The sequence below is a fragment of the Pseudomonas quebecensis genome (assembly GCF_026410085.1).
In the GTDB taxonomy this organism is placed as follows: Bacteria; Pseudomonadota; Gammaproteobacteria; order Pseudomonadales; family Pseudomonadaceae; genus Aquipseudomonas; species Aquipseudomonas quebecensis.
Window position 1 is genome coordinate 2,120,628 of sequence record NZ_CP112866.1, and the last position, 20,591, is coordinate 2,141,218.

The 20,591-nt window shown below is 62.9% G+C and carries 20 protein-coding genes; 14 read left to right on the forward strand and 6 right to left on the reverse strand.

What is annotated here, in order from left to right; genetic code table 11:
* The first annotated feature begins 25 nt into the window (after nucleotides 1-25).
* From OSC50_RS10015 to OSC50_RS10025, 3 genes are read left to right on the forward strand one after another with little or no spacing between them, the layout of a single operon-like run.
* The gene (locus tag OSC50_RS10015; protein WP_253508101.1) at nucleotides 26-250 is read left to right on the forward strand and encodes a hypothetical protein; all 225 of its coding nucleotides are present in this window, start codon (nucleotides 26-28) and stop codon (nucleotides 248-250) included.
* A gap of 2 nt (nucleotides 251-252) precedes the next feature.
* Nucleotides 253-684: a DNA methylase gene (locus OSC50_RS10020; protein ID WP_253508099.1), complete on the forward strand. Its 432-nt coding sequence runs from the start codon at nucleotides 253-255 to the stop codon at nucleotides 682-684.
* Nucleotides 681-1,421: a DUF72 domain-containing protein gene (locus OSC50_RS10025; RefSeq protein ID WP_266247843.1), complete on the forward strand. Its 741-nt coding sequence runs from the start codon at nucleotides 681-683 to the stop codon at nucleotides 1,419-1,421. The genes OSC50_RS10020 and OSC50_RS10025 overlap by 4 nt, the downstream gene beginning before the upstream one ends.
* Before the next feature lie 267 nt (nucleotides 1,422-1,688).
* Here OSC50_RS10025 and OSC50_RS10030 read toward each other — a convergent pair whose 3' ends face one another.
* Complete coding sequence (locus OSC50_RS10030; RefSeq protein WP_181076822.1) at nucleotides 1,689-2,615, reverse strand: alpha/beta hydrolase; 927 nt, start codon at nucleotides 2,613-2,615, stop codon at nucleotides 1,689-1,691.
* A 141-nt stretch (nucleotides 2,616-2,756) separates the two neighbouring features.
* Here OSC50_RS10030 and OSC50_RS10035 point away from each other — a divergent pair, with 141 nt between their 5' ends.
* The 5 genes from OSC50_RS10035 (at nucleotide 2,757) to OSC50_RS10055 (ending at nucleotide 7,507) form a co-directional block, all read left to right on the forward strand.
* Nucleotides 2,757-3,344, forward strand: a complete 588-nt coding sequence (locus tag OSC50_RS10035) for an NUDIX domain-containing protein (protein WP_266247844.1) — start codon at nucleotides 2,757-2,759, stop codon at nucleotides 3,342-3,344.
* A gap of 96 nt (nucleotides 3,345-3,440) precedes the next feature.
* A complete protein-coding gene (locus tag OSC50_RS10040; RefSeq protein ID WP_266247845.1) occupies nucleotides 3,441-4,031 on the forward strand; it encodes an antibiotic biosynthesis monooxygenase in 591 nt (196 codons plus the stop codon).
* Nucleotides 4,028-5,866, forward strand: a complete 1,839-nt coding sequence (locus OSC50_RS10045) for an amidohydrolase (protein ID WP_266247846.1) — start codon at nucleotides 4,028-4,030, stop codon at nucleotides 5,864-5,866. Before OSC50_RS10040 ends, OSC50_RS10045 begins: the two co-directional genes overlap by 4 nt.
* 22 nt (nucleotides 5,867-5,888) lie before the next feature.
* The gene (gene ycaC, locus OSC50_RS10050; protein WP_181076830.1) at nucleotides 5,889-6,506 is read left to right on the forward strand and encodes an isochorismate family cysteine hydrolase YcaC; all 618 of its coding nucleotides are present in this window, start codon (nucleotides 5,889-5,891) and stop codon (nucleotides 6,504-6,506) included.
* Nucleotides 6,507-6,625: 119 nt separating this feature from the next.
* Nucleotides 6,626-7,507 carry a LysR family transcriptional regulator gene (locus tag OSC50_RS10055; protein ID WP_266247847.1) on the forward strand — a complete coding sequence of 294 codons (882 nt, stop codon included), beginning with the start codon at nucleotides 6,626-6,628 and terminating at the stop codon, nucleotides 7,505-7,507.
* Here OSC50_RS10055 and OSC50_RS10060 read toward each other — a convergent pair.
* Entirely contained in the window at nucleotides 7,494-8,531 is a 1,038-nt protein-coding gene (locus tag OSC50_RS10060; protein ID WP_266247848.1) for an AraC family transcriptional regulator, read from the reverse strand. The genes OSC50_RS10055 and OSC50_RS10060 overlap by 14 nt on opposite strands.
* A gap of 1 nt (nucleotide 8,532) precedes the next feature.
* Complete coding sequence (locus OSC50_RS10065; RefSeq protein WP_266247849.1) at nucleotides 8,533-9,447, reverse strand: GGDEF domain-containing protein; 915 nt, start codon at nucleotides 9,445-9,447, stop codon at nucleotides 8,533-8,535.
* Nucleotides 9,448-9,994: 547 nt separating this feature from the next.
* Between OSC50_RS10065 and OSC50_RS10070 the strand changes: the two genes are divergently transcribed.
* The 5 genes from OSC50_RS10070 (at nucleotide 9,995) to OSC50_RS10090 (ending at nucleotide 16,488) form a co-directional block, all read left to right on the forward strand.
* Entirely contained in the window at nucleotides 9,995-12,508 is a 2,514-nt protein-coding gene (locus tag OSC50_RS10070) for a TonB-dependent receptor (protein ID WP_266247850.1), read from the forward strand.
* Between the two features lie 130 nt (nucleotides 12,509-12,638).
* Nucleotides 12,639-14,504, forward strand: a complete 1,866-nt coding sequence (locus OSC50_RS10075) for a phytase (protein WP_266247851.1) — start codon at nucleotides 12,639-12,641, stop codon at nucleotides 14,502-14,504.
* Nucleotides 14,505-14,567: 63 nt separating this feature from the next.
* The gene (tolQ, locus tag OSC50_RS10080) at nucleotides 14,568-15,260 is read left to right on the forward strand and encodes a protein TolQ (protein WP_253508086.1); all 693 of its coding nucleotides are present in this window, start codon (nucleotides 14,568-14,570) and stop codon (nucleotides 15,258-15,260) included.
* A gap of 14 nt (nucleotides 15,261-15,274) precedes the next feature.
* Nucleotides 15,275-15,721 carry a protein TolR gene (gene tolR, locus OSC50_RS10085; RefSeq protein ID WP_181076844.1) on the forward strand — a complete coding sequence of 149 codons (447 nt, stop codon included), beginning with the start codon at nucleotides 15,275-15,277 and terminating at the stop codon, nucleotides 15,719-15,721.
* The gene (locus tag OSC50_RS10090) at nucleotides 15,718-16,488 is read left to right on the forward strand and encodes an energy transducer TonB (protein WP_181076846.1); all 771 of its coding nucleotides are present in this window, start codon (nucleotides 15,718-15,720) and stop codon (nucleotides 16,486-16,488) included. Before tolR ends, OSC50_RS10090 begins: the two co-directional genes overlap by 4 nt.
* Before the next feature lie 931 nt (nucleotides 16,489-17,419).
* Here the strand turns inward: OSC50_RS10090 and OSC50_RS10095 are convergent.
* The 3 genes from OSC50_RS10095 to OSC50_RS10105 all read right to left on the reverse strand — a co-directional run bounded on the left by OSC50_RS10095 (nucleotide 17,420) and on the right by OSC50_RS10105 (nucleotide 19,396).
* Nucleotides 17,420-17,965 carry a thioesterase family protein gene (locus OSC50_RS10095; protein WP_181076848.1) on the reverse strand — a complete coding sequence of 182 codons (546 nt, stop codon included), beginning with the start codon at nucleotides 17,963-17,965 and terminating at the stop codon, nucleotides 17,420-17,422.
* Between the two features lie 176 nt (nucleotides 17,966-18,141).
* On the reverse strand, nucleotides 18,142-18,528 hold the full coding sequence (locus tag OSC50_RS10100) for a hypothetical protein (protein ID WP_266247852.1): 387 nt from the start codon (nucleotides 18,526-18,528) through the stop codon (nucleotides 18,142-18,144).
* Nucleotides 18,529-18,673: 145 nt separating this feature from the next.
* A complete protein-coding gene (locus OSC50_RS10105; RefSeq protein ID WP_266247853.1) occupies nucleotides 18,674-19,396 on the reverse strand; it encodes a pirin family protein in 723 nt (240 codons plus the stop codon).
* A 179-nt stretch (nucleotides 19,397-19,575) separates the two neighbouring features.
* Here OSC50_RS10105 and OSC50_RS10110 point away from each other — a divergent pair, with 179 nt between their 5' ends.
* Nucleotides 19,576-20,526: a GlxA family transcriptional regulator gene (locus OSC50_RS10110; protein WP_253508080.1), complete on the forward strand. Its 951-nt coding sequence runs from the start codon at nucleotides 19,576-19,578 to the stop codon at nucleotides 20,524-20,526.
* Nucleotides 20,527-20,591 lie beyond the last annotated feature (65 nt).

A 20,591-nucleotide genomic window follows, 5' to 3' on the forward strand; every position in this document is an offset into this window, starting at 1 on the left:
CTCTTCAATCTCAGGAGAATTCCCCATGACCGACCTTAAAAACGCCGACAAAACCCCCACCCCCGTCAGCTCCGAAGAGGCGCAGAAAGGTACGGACACTCCCGTCAAGGGACAGACCCTGGAGCGCCCCAATCCCAACACCGAAAAGGTCGACAAGGTGCTCACGCCCACCTCGATCAAAGATACCGAGCGCCAGACCGATGCGATCAATGAGCAGGCCGCCAAGGCTGAGCGCAAATTGGGCCACTGAGCATGGCCAAAGCGATCAGCGCGGCCGAGCTGGGCATCGACCTCAAGCCTGAGGATGACGCCAGCCTGTTCAAGTGGTTTGTCGCCAGCTTTCTGATGGGCAAGCGAATCCAGGCGCCCATTGCGGCGCAGGCGTACAAGGTGATCGTCGAGGAGCACGGGCGTGACACGCCGCGCAAGTTGCAGCACTGCACGTCGCGCGAGCTGGTGTCGATGCTTGGGCGTGCCCACTACGTGCGATATGACGAGAGCACGGCCCAGCGCCTGCTGGACCTGAGCGCCAAGCTCAACGCCGAGTACGCCGGCAGGATCACGCATATCCGCCGTGCCAGCGCCGACCGCCATGGGTTCGAAAAGCGCTTGGGCGAGTTCGAGGGCGTAGGGCCCAAGACCATTGAAATTTTTATGCGCGATGCCGCCAAGGTGCTGTTTTGACGGCGCCGTTGTACATCGGCTGCGCCGGCTGGAGCCTGCCGCGCGAACAGTGGCCGGCGTTTGCCGCCCAAGGCACACATTTACAACGCTATGCCTCGCGCTTCAATGCGGTGGAAATCAACAGTTCGTTTTACCGCGCACACCTGCCCGCGACCTACGCGCGCTGGGCGCAGTCCGTGCCGCCTACGTTTCGGTTTGCGGTGAAAGTACCCAAGCTCATCACCCATGAGCTGCGCCTTGCGCACTGCGAAACCGCGCTGGACGAATTTCTCGCGCAGTGCCAGCGACTGGGCGACACGTTGGGCTGTCTGTTGGTGCAATTGCCGCCGTCGCTGGCGTACGAGCCGGTGACGGCCGCAGTGTTTTTTCGTGCCCTGCGTCAACGCTATCTCGGCGCGGTGGTGCTGGAACCTCGCCATTGCAGTTGGCTTGAAGCCGAGGGCTTACTGCAGGACCTGCACATCGCTCGGGTCGCCGCCGACCCGCTGGTACTGGAAGGTGGCGAGGCGCCCGGCGGCTGGCAGGGTGTGCGCTACTGGCGCCTGCACGGCTCGCCACGCATCTACCACAGCGCATATGGACCCGAACGGGTGCGCGCGTATGCGCAACGTCTGGCTCAGTCCATCGAGGACGGTATTCCCACGTGGTGCATCTTCGATAACACCGCCAGTGGCCACGCGCTGGATGATGCCTTGTACTTGCTTGAGCAAGAGCGGGCAGGGTTCAGCGCGCGATAGACCTGTCAGATCTGACAGTAGCTACTTTGCGCACGGTGGATAAGCCGCTGGACATCATTCCTAAAGTGCCACACCGCACAAAAAAATCGTAAAAAAATAAAAAGAGTTGTCCACGAAAACCGTGGGTATCTCTGTGGATAACTTTGCCGGACCCCGGCGGGGTTGGCGATTTCGCCGAAGGTCATTATTTGATCAACCGGTGGTTTGGCCCAGCATGGCCAGGGTTTGCGCTTGACAGGCCTGTTCGAACCCAGTGCCGAAAAGCGCTCAAGAGTCGCCGTCACGGCTTGTGGAGTGGGTAATGGCCTGGGTCGGCATCTTCGATTGCATCAGGTGATCAAGGGCCTCACGGTATGTGCGGCCGGCCAGGCTCATGCTGTTGTTATGGCTGGCACCCGGCACCAGCAACAGGCGCTTGGGTTGCTGGGCGGCGGCGAACAATTGCTCGCTGAAGCGCGGCGGTACATAGCGGTCGTCCAGGCCGTGCACCACCAGCAGCGGCATGCGAATGTCGGCGATCTTGTCGATGGAGTCGAACTTCTGCGACAGCAGCCAGCGCACCGGCAACGACGTATCGGCGACGGCCGTAGCCACATCGGCCAGGGAGGTGAAGGTCGATTCGATCACCAGCCCGCGTACCGGCACGGGTGACTGCCGGCCCAGTTCCGCCGCCAGGTCGATGGCCACCGCGCCGCCAAGCGAGTGCCCGTAGATCAGGCGTTTGCGTGGATCGGGTTGCAGCACCTGGAAGCGTTCCCAGGCGATGCGTGCGTCCTCATATACCGTGGTTTCGGACGGCAGGTCGCCGTGACTTTGGCCAAAGCCCCGGTAGTCGATGGCCAGCACCGAAAAACCCAGGGCATGCAATTGCTCGATGCGAAACAGTTGCCCGGTCAGGTTCCAGCGCACGCCGTGCAGGTAGAGGATCGCCGGCGCGTCCTTGCTGGCCGCCGGGTACCACCAGGCGTGAATGTTCTGCCCCGCTTTGAAGCTGGCCGGCTTGAGTTCGAATTCCTGCACTGCCTTGGGCAGGCCGCTGTACCAACTGGCGGTGCCCGGCTCGATGCGAAACACCAGCTCGCGCTCCTTGTGTTGCAGCAGACTGCAGCCCACCGGCAGGCCCACGATCAATAACGCCATGCACAGCAGGGGAAACCAGCGCAGGCCCAGGCGAGACAGCAAACGAGACGACATGAACGTTCCAGGTCAACGGATCAAGCAGGGTTTTTACCAGATGCTCCCCAACGGCAGGAACTATTTCGACCATCGTAGGCCGGCTTGACGCTGGCAACAGCTGCGGGACATGCTCCTGCTCTTTTGAGCAAAGGCCCGATCATGGACAGCAGCCCCGTACGCATCACCGCCGAAGAAACGCTCTCGGACAACTGGTACAACCTCAAGAAATACAGCTTCGACCTGCGCCGTCGCGATGGCAGCTGGCAGGCCCAGACACGCGAGGTGTACGACCGTGGCAATGGCGCGACCATCCTGTTGTACAACCGTGCGCAACGCACCGTGTTGCTGATCCGCCAGTTTCGCATGCCCACATTCGTTAATGACTACCATGGCTACCTGATCGAAACAGCGGCCGGCCTGCTCGACAATGCCAGCCCCGAAGAACGCATCCGCCTGGAAGCCGAGGAGGAAACCGGCTACCGCGTCGGGCATGTCGAGAAGGTGTACGCGGCATTCATGAGCCCCGGCTCGGTGACCGAGCGCATCCACTTTTTCATCGGCGAATACCAACCCGCCGACCAGGTCGGCCAGGGCGGTGGCCTGGAAGAAGAGGGCGAAGACATCGAAGTGCTGGAGCTGGGTTTCGAACACGCATTGGCGATGGTGCAAAGCGGCGAGATCATGGATGGCAAGACCATCATGCTGCTGCAGCACCTAGAGTTGCGGATGTTGAAAGAAGGCTGGTAGGCCACCTCATCCACACAGCACGTATATCCAATTTTCCCAAGTCCGCCCCCGGCAAACTCCCCTCATCGCTGAAATCTCGAAGCAGAGGGGCACGCCATGGAACCAGCACCCAAGACAGGGCCCGACGAAATCGTCACCCTGGTGGTCAAACACCGCATCAAACCCGGCCTTGAGGCGGACTACGAAGCCTGGCTGCGGCGCATCGTGCGCATTGCCGGCGAACGGCCCGGGCACCTGGGCGTCGACGTGGTACGCGGCAAGCAGGACGGCCTCGCGCTGTTTACCTGCGTGCTGCGCTACCGCTCCACTGATGACCTGGAACGTTGGCTCGACTCCCCCCAACGCAAGGCGCTGATCGACGAAGCCGCACCGATACTGGCCGATGGCGACCAGACCGAAATCGGCGCCGCCAATGAATTCTGGTTCACCCCGCTGGCCGACAGCGCCGCCAAGCCACCGCGCTGGAAGCAGGCCGTGGTGACGCTTTGCGTCATCCTGCCGCTGACCTTGCTGGTGCCGATCGTCTGGGGCCCGGTGCTACGCCTGCATCCTTTGCTCTCCAACTATGTGGTGTCCACGTTCCTGGTCACCGTGACCATCGTGGTGCTGGTGGTGTACCTGCTGATGCCGGCCGCCACACGCCTGTTCGCTCCCTGGCTCGAAGCCTCTGTAAAGGAAACCCTATGAACGCCGATCTGATCCTGTTCAATGGCCAGTTCCACACCGTGGACCGTGAAAACCCGCGTGCGACCGCCGTCGCCATTCACCAGGGGCGCTTTGTCGCCGTCGGCACCGACGGTGAAGCCCTGGCGCTGCGCGGCAGCGCAACGCAGGTTATCGACCTCAAGGGGCGCACGGTCATCCCCGGCCTCAACGACTCGCACCTGCACCTGATCCGTGGCGGCCTGAACTACAACCTCGAACTGCGCTGGGAAGGCGTGCCGTCCCTGGCCGATGCCCTGCGCATGCTCAAGGACCAGGCCGACCGCACCCCGACGCCGCAGTGGGTGCGGGTGGTGGGCGGCTGGAACGAATTCCAGTTCGCCGAAAAACGCATGCCGACCCTGGAAGAACTCAACCAGGCCGCGCCGGACACCCCGGTGTTCGTGCTGCACCTGTACGACCGCGCCTTGCTCAACCGAGCGGCTCTGCGCGTGGCTGGCTACACCAAGGACACGCCGAACCCGCCGGGTGGCGAGATCGTGCGCGACAGCAATGGCAACCCCACCGGCATGCTGGTGGCGCGGCCCAATGCGATGATCCTGTATTCGACCCTGGCCAAAGGCCCGAAACTGCCGTTGGAATACCAGGTCAATTCGACTCGCCAGTTCATGCGCGAACTCAATCGCCTGGGCCTGACCAGTGCCATCGATGCCGGCGGCGGTTTCCAGAACTATCCCGATGACTACGCCGTGATCGAGCAATTGGCTAAGGACCAGCAACTGACGGTGCGCATCGCCTACAACCTGTTCACCCAGAAGCCGAAGGAAGAACTCAGCGACTTCAAGAACTGGACCGGCAGCGTCACCCTGCATCAGGGCGATGACTACCTGCGCCACAACGGTGCCGGTGAAATGCTGGTGTTCTCCGCCGCCGACTTCGAAGACTTCCTCGAACCGCGCCCCGATCTGCCGCTGACCATGGAGCAGGAACTGGAACCGGTGGTGCGTCACCTGGTGGAGCAGCGCTGGCCGTTTCGCCTGCACGCCACCTACGACGAATCGATCTCGCGCATGCTCGACGTGTTCGAGAAGGTCAACCGCGATATTCCGTTCAATGGCCTGCCGTGGTTCTTCGACCACGCCGAGACCATCACCCCGAAAAACATCGAACGCGTACGCGCCCTGGGCGGCGGTATCGCGATCCAGGACCGCATGGCGTTCCAAGGCGAATATTTCGTGGAGCGCTACGGCGCCAAAGCGGCCGAAGCCACGCCGCCGATCAAGCGCATGCTGGCAGAAGGCGTACCGGTAGGGGCCGGCACCGATGCCACGCGGGTCTCGAGTTACAACCCGTGGACCTCGCTGTACTGGATGGTCAGCGGTCGCACCGTCGGCGGCCTGGAACTGCACGCCGAAGGTCTGCCGCGTCTCACCGCGCTGGAACTGTTTACCCATGGCAGCGCCTGGTTCTCCTCGGAGCAGGGCAAGAAGGGCCAGATCAAGGTCGGCCAATTGGCGGACGTCGCCGCGCTGTCGGCGGATTTTTTCAGCGTCGATGAAGAAGCCATCAAGTGGATCGAGTCGGTGTTGACCGTGGTCGGCGGCAAGGTGGTGTATGGCGCCGGCGACTTCGACGATTACGCACCGCCGCGCGTGCCGGTGCTGCCGGACTGGTCGCCGGTGGTCAAGGTGCCGGGGCACTGGCGCCCCAGCTCGCCGTTGCAGGCCCAGGTTCATCAATGCAGCGGCCCGTGCGGCGTGCATGCCCACAGCCATGAAAAGGCGCGCCTTTCCAGTGTGCCGGTCAGCGACTTCCAGGGTTTCTGGGGCGCGTTCGGCTGCTCGTGCTTTGCCTTCTAATCCCAACCCAAGGAGTTAACCCATGACGTACAAGCGCTTGAACAAAGATGACGCAGTGGTGCTGTTGGTGGATCACCAGACCGGCCTGATTTCCCTGGTGCAGGATTTCTCCCCCAACGAGTTCAAGAACAACGTGCTGGCCCTGGCCGATGTCGCCAAGTTCTTCAACCTGCCGACCATCCTCACCACCAGCTTCGAAAGCGGCCCCAACGGCCCGCTGGTGCCGGAGCTCAAGGCACTGTTCCCGGACGCGCCGTACATCGCCCGGCCTGGCCAGATCAACGCCTGGGACAATGAAGACTTCGTCAAGGCCGTCAAGGCGACCGGTCGCAAGCAGATCATCATTGCCGGTGTGGTGACGGATGTGTGCGTAGCGTTCCCGACCCTGTGCGCCCTCGACGAAGGCTTCGACGTGTTCGTGGTCACCGACGCGTCCGGCACCTTCAACGAAACCGTGCAACAGGCCGCCTGGGCACGCATGACCGCCGCCGGCGCGCAACTGGTCAACTGGTTCGCCGTGGCCTGCGAGCTGCAGGTTGACTGGCGCAACGACATGGAAGGCCTGGCCAACCTGCTGTCGCCGCGTATCCCCAACTACCGCAACCTGATGAACAGCTACTCGGCGTTCACGGCCAAGTAAGCGGTTTTCAAGTCTGTAGGTCATCAATGTGGGAGGGGGCTTACCCCCTCCCACATTTTATTTGTGGTGTTGCGACCGTCCGGTTATAAAACCCTTCAAATGTCCACCGAGAAGCGACAATGAACCCCTTCGAAGACATGCGCCTGTTCTGCCAGGTCATGGAATCCGGCAGCTTTACCGCCGCCGCCGAGCAACTGGGCCTGTCCAAGCAGTTTGTCAGCCGTCGCCTGATCCAGCTGGAAGACCGACTGGGCGTGCGCTTGCTCAATCGCTCCACGCGCCGCCTGGATGTCACGCCCCTGGGGCAGAGCTATTACGAATCCGCCTTGCGCCTGCTCAGTGAAGTCGAGCAGGTCGAACAGGGCATCGCCGGGCAAAACAGCGAGCCGCGCGGGACCATTCGCCTCAGCGCGCCGTTGTCGTTTGCCATTGCCCACCTGGGTTGCCTGTTGCCATTGTTCCTGCAGCGTTATCCGCAGGTCACGGTGGAGGTGGACCTCAGCGACCGTCCCGTGGACCTGATCGGCGAGGGCTACGACCTGGTGCTGCGCATCGGCACCCTGGAGGACTCCACATTGATCGCGCGGCGCATCGCCAGTGTCGCGCGGGTCTATTGCGCCAGCCCGGATTACCTGGCGCTGCGCGGCACGCCGCTGAAACCCGAAGAACTGGTCGACCACGACTGCCTGCCCTACGGCCACGGCCGCCAAGTGCAATGGCGCTTCAAAGGCAAGGTGCAGGCGCTGAGTGTCAGCGGGCGCATGCGCGTGAACAACGGCGATTTACTGCGCGACACCGCGATTGCCGGGTTGGGCGTCACCTACCTGCCCACTTTTATCGTCGCCGAGGCCCTGCAGGACGGGCGGCTGGTCACCGTCCTGGATGCGTTCGCCCCCGAGGCCTTGACGCTCTCGGCGGTGTATCCGCAGCACCGGCAAAGCTCACGGCCGGTCCAGGCGCTGGTGGAGTTTTTGCGCGAGCGCCTGGCTAGCGGCTGTTGAACAACTGACGGATCAAGCTCGGCGTGCTGCCGGTCCAGCGCTTGAAGGCGCGGCGGAAATTGGCCGCGTCGTTGAAGTTCAGATACGCCGCCACCTCATCGTTGCTATAACCCTTGACCTGATACAGGTGCAAGGCCACCTGTTTGCGCACGCGGTCGACCTGTTCCTGAAAACCGGTGGCGTGTTTGTGCAGTTTGCGCTTGAGGGTCGCCGGGCTCATGGCGAACGCCTGCGCCGCCTGTTCCAGGTTGGGCGGCTGGCGCACCTGATCGCGTAGATAATCGTAGAGGCAGTCGAGAAAACTGTCGGCGAAGCCCAGCTGGTCGATCTGTGCGCGGGCCTGTTGACGCGCAACCTGAGCGGCGGTGGCCGAGGCGCCGGGCCAGGCCTGCGCCAGGTACTCGCGGGGGATGCACAGCATGTCCAGGGGGCGTGCGAAGCGGGTGTCTTCGCCCAGGTGCACCCAATACTGCTCGACGTAGCGCGGCTCGTCGTGGCTCAAACTGCAGGCCCAGGGCAGGCGCTGGCCGCTGAGCCATTGGCTCATGGCAACCAGCGAAGTCATGCTGGCCTCGAGCAGAAAGCGCCAGTGCTCGCCCGCCCCGCAATTGTCCTTCCAGTACAGGTAGGCATGGTGTTCGTCCAACTCCAGATGCAGCGCTACCAGCGGGCTGAGCAGCACCTGCAACTGGATCAGTACCTCCAGCGCCTGGTGCAGGTTCTGCGCATGGCCCAGGGCGTGGCTGGCGGCGCCGTAGTAACCGGGCAACAGGCGTTGGCCGAACAGAAAACTGCTGTCGTCGGCGTCGAGCAACCTGCGGCTGTTGCCGATCAATCCCAGAAACTGCTGCGGGCTCAAACGCGCGTTGCCGGCCAGGATGTCTTCGTGAAACAAGCCGGTGCCGCGCAGCAGGCGATGGCTGTCGATGTCCCGCGACAAAGCCAGGTCGATCAGCGTGGCGGGTTGATAGTGCCCAGGGATGAAGCGGCTGTCGCTTTCATACCAGCGTGTTTTGATCGCCATGTCAGGCACTTTTCGCCAGGGGTTGCTTGGCCTTGGCCAAGGCCAGGTTAAGGCGTTTGAGCAGGTCGTGGGGCGGCTCGTCCAGGGCCATCACCACCGCCGTGGAGGCCGCCAGCTGCAGGCGCTCGCCCTGTTGGCGGGTCTTGTGGGCCAGGCCACGCACCGCTTGCTGCAATTCCAGGGCAATGTCCTTGGCCTGGCGCTCGCCGGTATTGGGCAGCAGCACCACAAAGCGGTCGCCGGCCAGTCGGCACAGCAGGTCCTGGCGACGCAGGTTGAGCAACAGCAACTGGCTGAGGGCCTGCAACACCGCATCGCCTTCGGCATGCCCATAGGCCTGGTTGATGGCCGCGAAGTTATCCAGGTCCAGGGCCAGCAGCGACAGCGGTTGGACCTGCTCGCGGCTGTCCTGCAGGCTCTCGGCCAACTGACGCTTGAGGTAGTCGGCACCGCCCAGGGGCGTGAGCTTGTCGAACAGCCGATGTTCGCGGAACACCCGCTCGCGTTTCTCCATTTGTGCGCTGATCGCCAGTTGCTCGCGGTGCCAGTGGTAGATGCCGAGGGTCAGCAGGATCATGCCGACCGGCATCGGCCCGGACTCCAGCCAATGGTCCCAGGTGACGCTGTCGGGCAAGCGGATAAATTCGTCCAGACTGTCGATCCACCAGGAAAAGAAGATGCACGACAGGCCCAGTACCAGGTAATTGGTGACCCGTCCGGCGGGGCGGCTTTTCAGCACCAGGCCCAGCCAAACCAGCGCCAGCAGGGCCGAGCCGCCTTCGCCGACGATATCCAGCCATTCCCATTCGCTGACGCTTTTGAGCTCGCCACAGGCCAGGTGCAGCATCAGCCCCAGGTTGGCGGCAAGCAGCAGCAGGGCGAGTTTCCAGCGGTGGGGTTTGAGCACGGAGAACATGGCCGCGAGTCCTTGGGCAAAGAAGCGAAGGGCGCCAGCACAGCAGATGGATGTGACGGTTGGATGACAACGGGGAAAGGTCGAATCAGCTCACCACAAACACGCTGCGCCACAAAAAGCGGGCTTGTTGTGGTGAGCAGGCTTGCCCTGCGCTGGGCTGCGAAGCGGCCCCAAATCCAGGCGCCTCGGTGTATCAGCTAAAACCACATCGCGTGGAATGGGGCCGCTTCGCAGCCCAGCGCAGGGCAAGCCTGCTCACCACAACAAACTCATTTTCTCATGCTATGTAGATACCAATTCCCCTGATGGCGGTGGGGCAGCTGGCATATCTGTCGGCTGCTAGACAGCCATCGGGGGCAAGCCCCCTCCCACAGCGGAGATTTGCAGGTCATATCAGCTCATTTCATCTCAGTTCATGGCTGAAAGCCGCGGTTTACAGGGCTTTACGCCGATCGCTGTCACAGAACCGTCATCCCCCACCCCTAGCGTGCCCTCCCAGTTGCCGGGCCTTTTGCCTGGCGCCGAACGGATTCTTGGGGAGGATTGCATGTACAAGCGCACCGGGCTCGTCAGCTTCACGCTTACTGCCTTGGCCCTGGCGATAGCCAGCGAGCGGCTCTATGCGGCTGACGCGGCCGCCACCGAGCATGTCGACGTGGTCGGCCAGGCCGCCGCCATCAGCCAGGCGCTCAAGGAGCAGCGTAGCGCCGACAGCATCAAGAGCGTGGTGCACGCCGACGGCGTGGCCCAGTTGCCGGACGAGAACGTCGCCGAAGCGGCGCAGCGTCTGCCTGGCGTCAGTGTAGAGCGCGACCAGGGCGAAGGGCGCTTCGTCAGCGTGCGCGGCCTGGGCCCGGACCTCAACAGCGTGACCATCAACGGCACGTTGGTGCCATCCCCGGAAAGCGCCCGCCGCGCCGTGGCCCTGGACGTGTTGCCATCGGAGCTGGTGCAGTCGCTGTCGGTAATCAAGACCCTCACCCCGGACATGGACGCCAATTCCCTGGGCGGCACCGTCGACGTACAAAGCCTGTCGGCCTTCGATCACAAGGGCCTGTTCTACACCGGCAGCAGCGAAGCCAGCTACGACAAGAACACCCGTCAGACCAGCCCCAAATTCTCCGGGGCCGCCAGTAACCGCTTCAGCCTCGGCGATGGCATCGACAACTTCGGCGTGGCCGCGGCGCTGAGCTGGCAGAAGCGTGATTTCGGCTCGGACAACGTCGAGACCGGTGGCGCCTGGGACTTCACCGACGGTGCGCGGCTCAACGAGTTCGAGCAGCGCGACTACGACATCAGCCGCGAACGCGCCGGCGGTGGCCTTAACTTCGACTACAAGCCCGATGACCTGAGCAGCTACTACCTGCGCACCCTCTACAGCCGCTATACGGACACCGAAACCCGCAACTCCACCAGCCTGGAATTTGCCGACCCACAGGCGCCGGGCCAGTTGGGCGATGCCGAGGGCAAACGCAAGCTCAAGAACCGCGAAGAGACCCAGGAGATCCAGTCCTACGTGTTCGGCGGCGAACGCATGCTCGGCCTGTGGACCCTCAGCGGCCAGGCCGGCTACAGCCAGTCCAGCGAAGACAGCCCGGCGCACATTGCCGGCGCCACCTTCGACGGCGGCGACTTCGCCGACAGCGGTTTCTACGACAAAGACAAACCGCGCCCGATCATCGGCAGCGCGTTCTACGACCCGGCCAACTTCACCCTCGACAAAGTCGACTGGGAAAAACAGAACACCAAAGACACCGAGAAAAACCTGCGCCTGGACCTGGCCCGCGACTACGACCTGAGCGGCTACGCGTCCCAGGTCAAATTCGGCGGCAAGGTCAGCCGGCGCAACAAGGACAACGACCTGCAAGCCTGGGTCTACAAGGATTTCGACAGCCTGGGCTTTACCGACCAGCAGCTCAACCTGACGCAGTTCCAGAAGGGCAACGTCGACTATCGCCTGGGCAACTACGGCCCTGGCATCAGCGCCAGCGGCATCAAGCAGTTGATCGGCGGCCTCAACCGCGCGGACTTCTACGACGAGACCGAATCACGGGTCAACGACTTCACCCTGCATGAAGACATCAACGCCGGCTACCTGATGAACACGATCGATATCGACGACTGGCGCTTTATCGCCGGCCTGCGCTACGAAGGCACCGAGTTCGAAGCCAAGGGCACCGGCGCCACCGACGGGCAATTCACCGCCACCGACACCCGGCGCCGCTACCATCACTGGCTGCCGGGCCTGCACGCGCGCTATCAGATCGACAAGAACACCCAAGTGCGCGCGGCCTGGACCAAATCCGTGGTGCGCGCGACTTTCGGCCAACTGGCGCCGGGGTTTGTGATCGACGATGACGAAGCCACCTTCGGCAACCCGGACCTCAAACCCCTGGAGTCGAGCAACCTGGACCTGGGCATCGAGCATTTCATGGGGCGTGCCGGCACCGTCTCGGCGTTCGTGTTCTACAAGGACATCCAGAACTTCGTCTACAACACCGACCTGGCCGGCAGCGGGGCCTGGGCCAACTTCGCCGAGGCCCACACCTACGCCAATGGCGACAGCGCCAAGCTGTATGGCCTGGAGCTGGCCTACTCGCAGAAATTCGACTGGCTGCCCGCGCCGTGGAACGGCCTGCTGGTGGGCGCCAACAGCACGTTCAGCCGCTCCAGCGCGGACATCGAAGGTTTCGACGCTGCCAGCGGCACTAATCGCAAACGCAACATCAGCCTGCCCAGCCAGTCGGACACCGTCGGCAACCTGATGCTTGGTTGGGAAGACGACAAGCTCAGCCTGCGCCTGTCGGCCAACTATAAATCGGCCTACCTGTATGAGCTGGCGTCGATCAACGACAAGGCCCACGACCTGCATGTCGACGCGCAGACCTTCGTCGATTTCAGCGCGCGCTATTCCCTCAGCAAGAACCTGCAAGTCAGCTTCGAGGCCCAGAACCTGACCGATGAGTCGTACTTCGTCTACACCGGCCACCGCGGCTACAACGGCCAGTACGAAGAGTACGGCCCCACCTACAAAGTGGGCCTGACCTTCACGCATTTCTAACTCACTCAATTCCAATGTGGGAGGGGGCTTGCCCCCGATGAGGGCCTGGCAATTGACGCATCAGTAGCTGACCCACTGCAGCCCCCAAGCCCACAGCGTTCTGCATTTTTGTCGAAGGATTTGTTCGTTCATGAGAATTTCCAAGCTGTACCTGCTGATCGCCCTGGCCACCAGCGGCCATGTCTCTGCCGCCGACCTGGCCCTGACCCCCTGGGCACCCAGCCTTAAGGCCGAAGCCGTGGCCTTCCTGCCCAATGGTCAGACGCGCCTCACCGCCAGCCCGCGTGACGGTCTGCAGATGCTCGACAGCCAGGGCGCCGAACTGGCGCGTTTCAACGGTCACTTCAGCAGCCTCGATACACGTGCCATCGGCACCCAGGCAGTGGTCGCCAGCCTCGACAACGACCGCCAGCAGGCACTGCTGGTCAACCTCGATACCGCCGCCAAAACTTGGAGCCAGCCGCTGTACCTGCCGCCTCGCGACTTCCCTGTGAACGGTCTTTGCCTGTATCGCGACGCGGCAGCCAACCTGTTTGTGTTCCTGGTCGGGGAGGAGGGCAAGGGCGAGCAGTGGCTGGTAGGCAACGGCTCGACACTGCTTGCTGAAGCCCGCCGTGTGCGTGGGGTGCCGCTGCCGCCATCGGCGCAGTTCTGCCAGGTGGACGACGCCACGCAGCAACTGGTGGTGAACGAAGAAAACGTCGGGTGGTGGGCCTACTCGGCGCATCCCGAGGCAGCGGTCAAACGCACGCCGGTGGCGCTGTTCGATGATCCCAAGCGTGAAGCCGGGGCCATGGCGCTCGTGCCGGGGGGGATGGTTGCGCTGGACCCGAAAACCGCGCAACTGCATCTGTTCCAGCACACCGGCACGCGCTGGGTGGAGCAACCGAGCCTGCGCCTGCCCGGCCTCAAGGAGCCTGAGCAACTGGCAATCAACGGTCGGCAATTGCTGGCACGTGATGACGACAACGGCCAGCTGTACCAAGGCACCCTCGACTGGCAGGCCAAACCCGTGCCGGTCGCGCCGGTACTGCCGGAGGTCGCCGCGCTGCGCCAGAGCGAACCGGTGGGGCGCCAGGGCGATGCGGCGGATGACCCGGCGATCTGGGTTCACCCCGAACACCCAGGGCAGAGCCGCGTTCTGGGCACCAACAAAAAACAGGGCCTGCTGGCCTACGATCTTGACGGCAAGTTGCTGCAGGAGCTGGCGGTGGGGCGTTTGAACAATGTCGACGTGCGCCCGCGTTTCAAGCTCGGCCGGCAAACGGTTGACCTGGCCGTGGCGAGTAATCGCGATCGCAACAGCCTGAGCCTGTTCAGCATCGACCGGCAGACCGGCGAGTTGCGCGAGGCCGGTGAGGTGCCGACGCCGCTCAAGGAGATCTACGGCATGTGCCTGTTCCAGCCTGCCGGCGGTGAGCTTTATGCGATTGCCAACGGCAAGGACGGCACCTTCCTGCAATACCGCCTCAGCGCCCCGGACGGCCAAGTGCGGGGCGAGTTGGTGCGCCAGTTCAAGGTCGACAGCCAACCTGAAGGCTGCGTCGCCGACGATCAGCGCCAGCGCTTGTTTATCGGCGAGGAAGACGTAGGCGTGTGGGCCGTGGATGCCCGCGCCGATCAACCGGCGACATTGACCAGTGTGATCAAGGTCGGCGCGCACCTGCAGGCGGACGTCGAGGGCCTGGCGCTGTACCAGAGCGCGCAGCATGACTACCTGGTGATCTCCAGCCAGGGCAATGACAGCTACCTGGTGCTGGATGCCGAACCGCCGTTCGCCAGTCGCGGTGCCTTCCGGGTCGGCCTGAATGCCGCTGCCGGTATCGATGGCGCGTCGGAAACCGATGGCCTGGAAGCGACTGCCGTCAACCTCGGCGGGCCGTGGAGCCAGGGCATGCTGGTGGTGCAGGACGGGCGCAAGCGCATGCCTGAGCAAACCCAGAACTTCAAGTTTGTGCCCTGGGCCGATGTGACCCGCACGTTGAAACTGCCCTGAGCTGTCATCAGCCAGTCATGACTTTTTAATCACTGCACGTTAAACCGATAGAGGACATTCACCATGCACGCGACGATGGAACATATGACGATCTGGGGCCTGATCAGTGACGCCAGCCTGTTGGTCAAGGCGGTGATGATTACTTTGCTGCTGGCCTCGTTGTGCAGCTGGTACCTGATTATTCAGCGCGGCACGGTGCTGCGGCGTCTGGAGCGGCAGTTGAACGGGTTTGTGCAACGCTTTCGCGCGGCACCGGATTTGCCGGGGCTTTACCGCGACACCCTGCAGGCGGGCGAGGGTGGAGTGGCGCCGATCTTCATCGCTGGGGTCCAGGAATACCAGCACCTGCACAGTCATGATCCGGCAGTGCTCGAAGGCGTGGAGCGGGCCTTGCAGGTGGCGATCACCGCGCAGGAAATCGAACTGGAAAAGGGCTTGCAGTTCCTGGCCACCGTGGGCTCGGTGAGCCCGTATATCGGCTTGTTCGGCACCGTGTGGGGCATCATGAATTCGTTCCTCGGCTTGTCCCAGGTGCAGCAGGCCACGCTGTCCACGGTGGCACCGGGGATTGCCGAGGCGTTGATCGCCACGGCCATCGGCCTGTTTGCGGCGATTCCGGCGGTGATTGCCTATAACCGTTTTTCGGCGCGCAGCCAGACCTTGCTCACCCGCTATTACGCCTTTGGCAACGAGCTGCAAGTGCGGTTGCATCGCACCTTGCGCGGTACGCCAATCAACCTGGCCGTGGCCGCCTGAGCAGGAGCACTCCGATGTTAGTCAGGCCACAACGCAAGCACGGGCCCAAGGCCGAAATGAACGTGGTGCCGTATATCGACGTGATGCTGGTGCTGCTGGTGATCTTTATGGTCACCGCGCCGATGCTGACCCAGGGCGTGAAGATCGAACTGCCCAAGGTTGCCGCCGAGGCGCTGGCCACCGACACCCGCCAGCAAATCCTCACCTTGTCGGTGCAGGCCGACGGCGGTTACTACTGGAACCTCGGCGAGGAACTGGACACCCGGCACCAGACCGACAGCGCAGTGAGCCTGGAAGAAATGGGCGCCAAGGTCGCGCAGGTGGTGGCGGCGCGCAGTGACACCCAGGTGTATATCCGTGCCGACGACAATGCCGGTTATGGCCGTGTGGTGGCTGCCATGGCGGTGTTGCAGAAGGGCGGTGTCAGTAACCTGGGGCTGGTGACCGAGGCCCCGCAATGACGGCGATGATCATGCACAGTCCCACCTTGCCGATGGCCTCCGCGGCGCCTTCGGGCTTCTGGCGCAACAGCCTGGCCGCCGGCCTGGCGGTGGCCTTGCATGTGATTGTGCTGGCGCTGTTGATGCTGGGCTGGGCGCCACAACCGCCCACGCCGGAGGCCCCGAGCGTGATGCACACCCAACTGGTGATGCTGCCCCCGGCGCCGGTCCCAGTACCGGCCCCCGAACCGGTTGCGGTAACGCCGCCAGCGCCGGAACCGGTGGTACTGCCAACGCCGGTCAAACCCGCAGTCGATCCTCGTGTGCAAGCACAAAAGTTCGAAAAAGCCGCCCTGGCGCGCAAGCGTGTCGAAGAAAAGAAAGCAGAGCAGCAACAACAGCAGCGCTTGGCCAGCGAACAGCGCGAGCGTGAACAGGAACAGCAACGCCAGGCCCAACAACGCCAGGCCGCCGAAACAGCCCGCGCCGCCGTACCTGCTTCGGCTCCGGCGTTCGACAGCCGCCAATACATGCCATTGAGCAAGGAAGCCCCGGAATACCCCGAACGGGCCCTGGACAAAAACATCGAGGGCGACTGCTCGGTGGAGTACACCGTCAACCCCCAGGGCCGCGTGGAAAACCCCAAAGTACTGGACGGCTGCCACCCGTTGTTTATCCGCCCATCATTGGCGGCGGCCAACACCTTCCGCTACCAGCCGAGGATCGTTGATGGCAAGGCCGTGGCCGTGCCGGCGGTGCGCAATACCTTTCACTACCGCATCAAATGACCGACCGGGCCTTGCGCCAGTCCTAAGACCAGCGGTAACCCAAGGTGGGATGGGGCTTGGCCGATAGCGGTGGGTCAGCAACACAGGTATCGACTGAGCAGGCCCCATCGGGGGCAAGCCCCCTCCCACAGGTTTGACGGCGTTGACTTGAGCACAGTGGTCCCCGGCTCGGTCGTCAGGTGTTACACCCATCCAAAGGCCAGCGGTAACCAGAGTGGGAGGGGGCTTGCCCCCGATGGCGGTGGGTCAGCAACACAGGTATCGACTGAGCAGGCCCCATCGGGGGCAAGCCCCCTCCCACAGTTTTTGACGGTGTTCACCTGAGCACAGTGATCCCCGGCTCGGTCGCCAGGTATTACAGCTATCCAGAGGCCAGCGGTAACCCAAGGTGGGAGTGTTGTACACCCCTCCCACAGTTTTGACGGTGTTCACCTGAGCACAGTGGTCCCCGGCTCGGTCGCCAGGTATTACAGCCATCCAAAGGCCAGCGGTAACCCAAGGTGGGAGGGTTGTACACCCCTCCCACAGTTTTGACGGTGTTCACCTGAGCACAGTGGTCCCCGGCTCGGTCGCCAGGTATTACAGCCATCCAAAGGCCAGCGGTAATCCAAGGTGGGAGGGTTGTACACCCCTGCCACAGTTTTTGACGATGTTCACTTGAGCACAGTGGTCCCCGGCTCGGTCGCCAGGTATTACAGCCATCCAGAGGCCAGCGGTAATCCAAGGTGGGAGGGTTCTACACCCCTCCCACAGTTTTGACGGTGTTCACTTGAGCACAGTGGTCTCCGGCTCGGTCGCCAGGTATTACAGCCATCCAGAGGCCAGCGGTAATCCAAGGTGGGAGGGGGCTTGCCCCCGATAGCGGTGGGTCAGCAGCGCAGGTATCGATTGACCGAGCGCCTTCCACCGGGTTTGTGTCACGAAAAAATGCCTAGGGGATCTGCTCTTCAGTGCGAAGTTGCACACTCATTTCATCGCAGCTGCGTGCCCAGTCCTGCAGCCACTGCGGCATGGGCGGCGAAGCTTCGTCCAGTCCCAGTTCCCGGACAAACTCGCTTGGCGGCAAGGTGCCCTTGGCCGAGCGGAACAACCCGCGCATGACCACCACTCCAACCACGCGGCCGCGACTGACGAAACGATGTTCCATCAGGCTCCACTTAGCGTCCCAGCCGAGCATGCGGGTGTGCACTTCGAAGGCTTCGAACAGCTTTAATTCACGGCGGAATTTACCCCAGGTATCACCCACGATCGGCAGCGCTTTGTGCCGCAGTGCGACGCGAAACGCCCCGGTGCGCAGCACGAAATCCATGCGCGCCACGTCCGCCAGGGAAAAGTAGCGGCCATTAGTGACATGCCGGTTGATGTCCAGGTCCAGGGGCCATACGCGCATACGCACCACCGTAGTGGCCAGGCCATGGGCAGGTTTGCGCCAGGGACGACGGCACAGCAGATACAGCAAGCGAAACCACAGATTCATCAGCCCATCCGAGTCTTGATCAAAGGGTGGCACTTTAATGAGGGGGCGAGGGCTGGGGTAGGTCTGCAAATGACTGATTTCAGGCAAACCGTGCGATTGGGTGAATCGGCGCTATTACACGCGAAAAAAAACCGGCTGATCAGGCCGGTTTGGGGTACCTCGCAAACAGCGAGGGGTCAAGCATGGTTGTCCAGCAGACGATCCGCACCGCCTTCAGCCAGGCCGCGTTCCTGCAGACGATCCGCACCGCCTTCAGCCAGGCCGCGTTCCTGCAGACGATCCGCACCGCCTTCAGCCAGGCCGCGTTCCTGCAGACGATCCGCACCGCCTTCAGCCAGGCCGCGTTCCTGCAGACGATCCGCACCGCCTTCAGCCAGGCCGCGCTCCTGCAGACGATCCGCACCGCCTTCAGCCAGGCCACGTTCCTGCAGACGGTCCGCGCCACCTTCGGCAACACGTGTTTCGATCAGACGATCCGCGCCGCCTTCGGCCACGACGGGGTGAGCAAAAGCGCTGGTAGCGAGTACCGAGAAAGCGAGGCTAAGCAGGAGTTGGCGTTTCATGAGTGTGTGCTCCGAGTCATTAAATTGGGGTGTTGCCGGGTATGGGTTGAATGTTACGCCTTGCATTTTTGAAGAGAACTTCATTGGGCTGATGGTGACTATCGACGCCAGCGATGGCCCGTTGTCCGGGTCACCCCACGGTCGGTCATGGCATCTGCGGTAAGTCATGCGGGCGCAGGTCGAACACCAGCACCTCGGCGTCCTCGCCCTGGCTGAGGCGAATCTGACGTTCATCCCGCACGCGGGCACCGTCGCCTTCCTGCAAGCGTTGGCCATTGATTTGCACGCTGCCCCGGGCGACATGAATGTACGCATGGCGGTCTGGCGGCAGGTCGAGGGTGGCGGTTTCATCGCCGTTGAACAGCCCGGCATACACCCGCGCGTCCTGGCGCACGCTCAAGGAACCGTCGGCGCCGTCCGGCGAGATGATCAACTGCAGACGCCCACGTTTCTGCGCTTCGCTGAAGTGCTCCTGCTGATAGCGCGGCTCGGCGCCGGCCACCGAGGGCACGATCCAGATTTGCAGGAAGTGCACGCCACGGGTCTGGCTATGGTTGAACTCGCTGTGGGCCACGCCGCGGCCGGCACTCATCAGTTGCACATCGCCGGGGCGGATCACTGAACCGGTGCCCAGGGTGTCCTTGTGTTCCAGAGCACCTTCCAGCACGTAGGAGAAAATCTCCATGTCGCGGTGCGGGTGCTGGCCGAAGCCTTTGCCGGCGGCGACGCGGTCATCGTTGATTACCAGCAGGTCGGAAAAGCCCTGCTCGGCGGGGTTCCAGTAGTTGGCGAACGAGAAGGTATGGAACGACTTCAACCAACCGTGATTGGCGGCGCCGCGTTCGGAAGCTTTGCGAAGGGTCAGCATGGTCTTGTCCTCAAGTAAGCGCGGGCTGCGACATGCAGGGCGCTGGCGTTGAGAAGAAGGTTACTGGTTGTCGTAGAATTCATTAAGAAGATCAAAACTGAATAACTGTCCACTTGTGGTTGACAGTTGCCGGCGTGCCATAATGCCCGCCGCATTTCCTTCTCTGGAGCTTTCGCTGTATGAAAACCGTGGCCATGGCGCTGTTCCCGGACTTCCTTCTGCTCGACATGGCCGGTCCGCTTGAAGTGTTTTCCATTGCCAACCGCTACCTGCCGCCCGCGCAGCATTATCGGATCCTTACTCTGGGCACAGAGCCCGGCCCGTTGCGCGCCTCCAATGGCGTGATGGTGCAGGCCGACCTGTTGCTGGAGCAGGCCGAAGATGCCTACGACCTGCTGCTGGTGCCCGGTGGGCCGGGGGCCTACAACGAGTGCCATCCGGCGTTGCTGCCGTGGCTCAGGGCGGCGGTGCCACGGGCGCGACGCTACGGCTCGATCTGCACGGGTGCCTTTGTGCTGGGGTACGCCGGGCTGTTGGACGGCCATCGCGTGACCACCCACTGGCACTACACCGAGCGATTGATCAAGGCCTTTCCCGAGGCCATCGTCGAGACCGATCGCATCTACTTGCAGGATGGTCGCCTGATCACCTCCGGCGGGGTCACGGCGGGGATCGACCTGGCGCTGTCGGTGGTCGCCCAGGACCATGGCAAACAGGTCGCGGTGGAAGTAGCCAAGGTGCTGCTGGTGGTGATGAAGCGCCAGGGCGGCCAGGCCCAGTTCAGCCCCATGACCTCAGCCGTGGCGCCTCAGGAAACCCCAATCACCCGCGTGCAGAACCATGTCCTGGCGCACCTGGAACAGTCTTTCACCATCGAATCCATGGCCGCGCTGGCCGGTATGAGCGCACGCCACTTTGCACGGCTGTTCGCCAAGGACGTGCAGATGACGCCCATGGCTTTTCTGCAGGGCGCGCGCATCGACCGCGCCCGGCATCTGCTGGAAACCACCGAGCTGCCGCTCAAGACCGTGGCGTTCCACGCCGGGTTCGGCAGCGTGCGGCATATGCGCTTTCTCTTCAGTGAAAAACTCGGCCTGACCCCGACCCAATACCGACAACAGTTCAGTTAACGACAGCGTGTCCGTCTGGCGCACCGGATTGTCCGTATCGCTCCCTGTGCCAGCATTGTCCCGTC

Bases quoted from the DNA above. Each gene is read 5' to 3' on its own strand.
- OSC50_RS10075 (WP_266247851.1), top strand. From the start codon at position 12,639: ATGAGAATTTCCAAGCTGTACCTGCTGATCGCCCTGGCCACCAGCGGC.
- OSC50_RS10030 (WP_181076822.1), bottom strand. From the start codon at position 2,615: ATGTCGTCTCGTTTGCTGTCTCGCCTGGGCCTGCGCTGGTTTCCCCTG.
- OSC50_RS10055 (WP_266247847.1), top strand. From the start codon at position 6,626: ATGAACCCCTTCGAAGACATGCGCCTGTTCTGCCAGGTCATGGAATCC.
- tolR (WP_181076844.1), top strand. From the start codon at position 15,275: ATGTTAGTCAGGCCACAACGCAAGCACGGGCCCAAGGCCGAAATGAAC.
- OSC50_RS10070 (WP_266247850.1), top strand. From the start codon at position 9,995: ATGTACAAGCGCACCGGGCTCGTCAGCTTCACGCTTACTGCCTTGGCC.
- OSC50_RS10020 (WP_253508099.1), top strand. From the start codon at position 253: ATGGCCAAAGCGATCAGCGCGGCCGAGCTGGGCATCGACCTCAAGCCT.
- OSC50_RS10015 (WP_253508101.1), top strand. From the start codon at position 26: ATGACCGACCTTAAAAACGCCGACAAAACCCCCACCCCCGTCAGCTCC.
- OSC50_RS10035 (WP_266247844.1), top strand. From the start codon at position 2,757: ATGGACAGCAGCCCCGTACGCATCACCGCCGAAGAAACGCTCTCGGAC.
- tolQ (WP_253508086.1), top strand. From the start codon at position 14,568: ATGCACGCGACGATGGAACATATGACGATCTGGGGCCTGATCAGTGAC.
- OSC50_RS10100 (WP_266247852.1), bottom strand. From the start codon at position 18,528: ATGAAACGCCAACTCCTGCTTAGCCTCGCTTTCTCGGTACTCGCTACC.
- OSC50_RS10110 (WP_253508080.1), top strand. From the start codon at position 19,576: ATGAAAACCGTGGCCATGGCGCTGTTCCCGGACTTCCTTCTGCTCGAC.
- OSC50_RS10040 (WP_266247845.1), top strand. From the start codon at position 3,441: ATGGAACCAGCACCCAAGACAGGGCCCGACGAAATCGTCACCCTGGTG.
- OSC50_RS10045 (WP_266247846.1), top strand. From the start codon at position 4,028: ATGAACGCCGATCTGATCCTGTTCAATGGCCAGTTCCACACCGTGGAC.
- OSC50_RS10105 (WP_266247853.1), bottom strand. From the start codon at position 19,396: ATGCTGACCCTTCGCAAAGCTTCCGAACGCGGCGCCGCCAATCACGGT.
- OSC50_RS10060 (WP_266247848.1), bottom strand. From the start codon at position 8,531: ATGGCGATCAAAACACGCTGGTATGAAAGCGACAGCCGCTTCATCCCT.
- OSC50_RS10095 (WP_181076848.1), bottom strand. From the start codon at position 17,965: ATGAATCTGTGGTTTCGCTTGCTGTATCTGCTGTGCCGTCGTCCCTGG.
- OSC50_RS10090 (WP_181076846.1), top strand. From the start codon at position 15,718: ATGACGGCGATGATCATGCACAGTCCCACCTTGCCGATGGCCTCCGCG.
- ycaC (WP_181076830.1), top strand. From the start codon at position 5,889: ATGACGTACAAGCGCTTGAACAAAGATGACGCAGTGGTGCTGTTGGTG.
- OSC50_RS10065 (WP_266247849.1), bottom strand. From the start codon at position 9,447: ATGTTCTCCGTGCTCAAACCCCACCGCTGGAAACTCGCCCTGCTGCTG.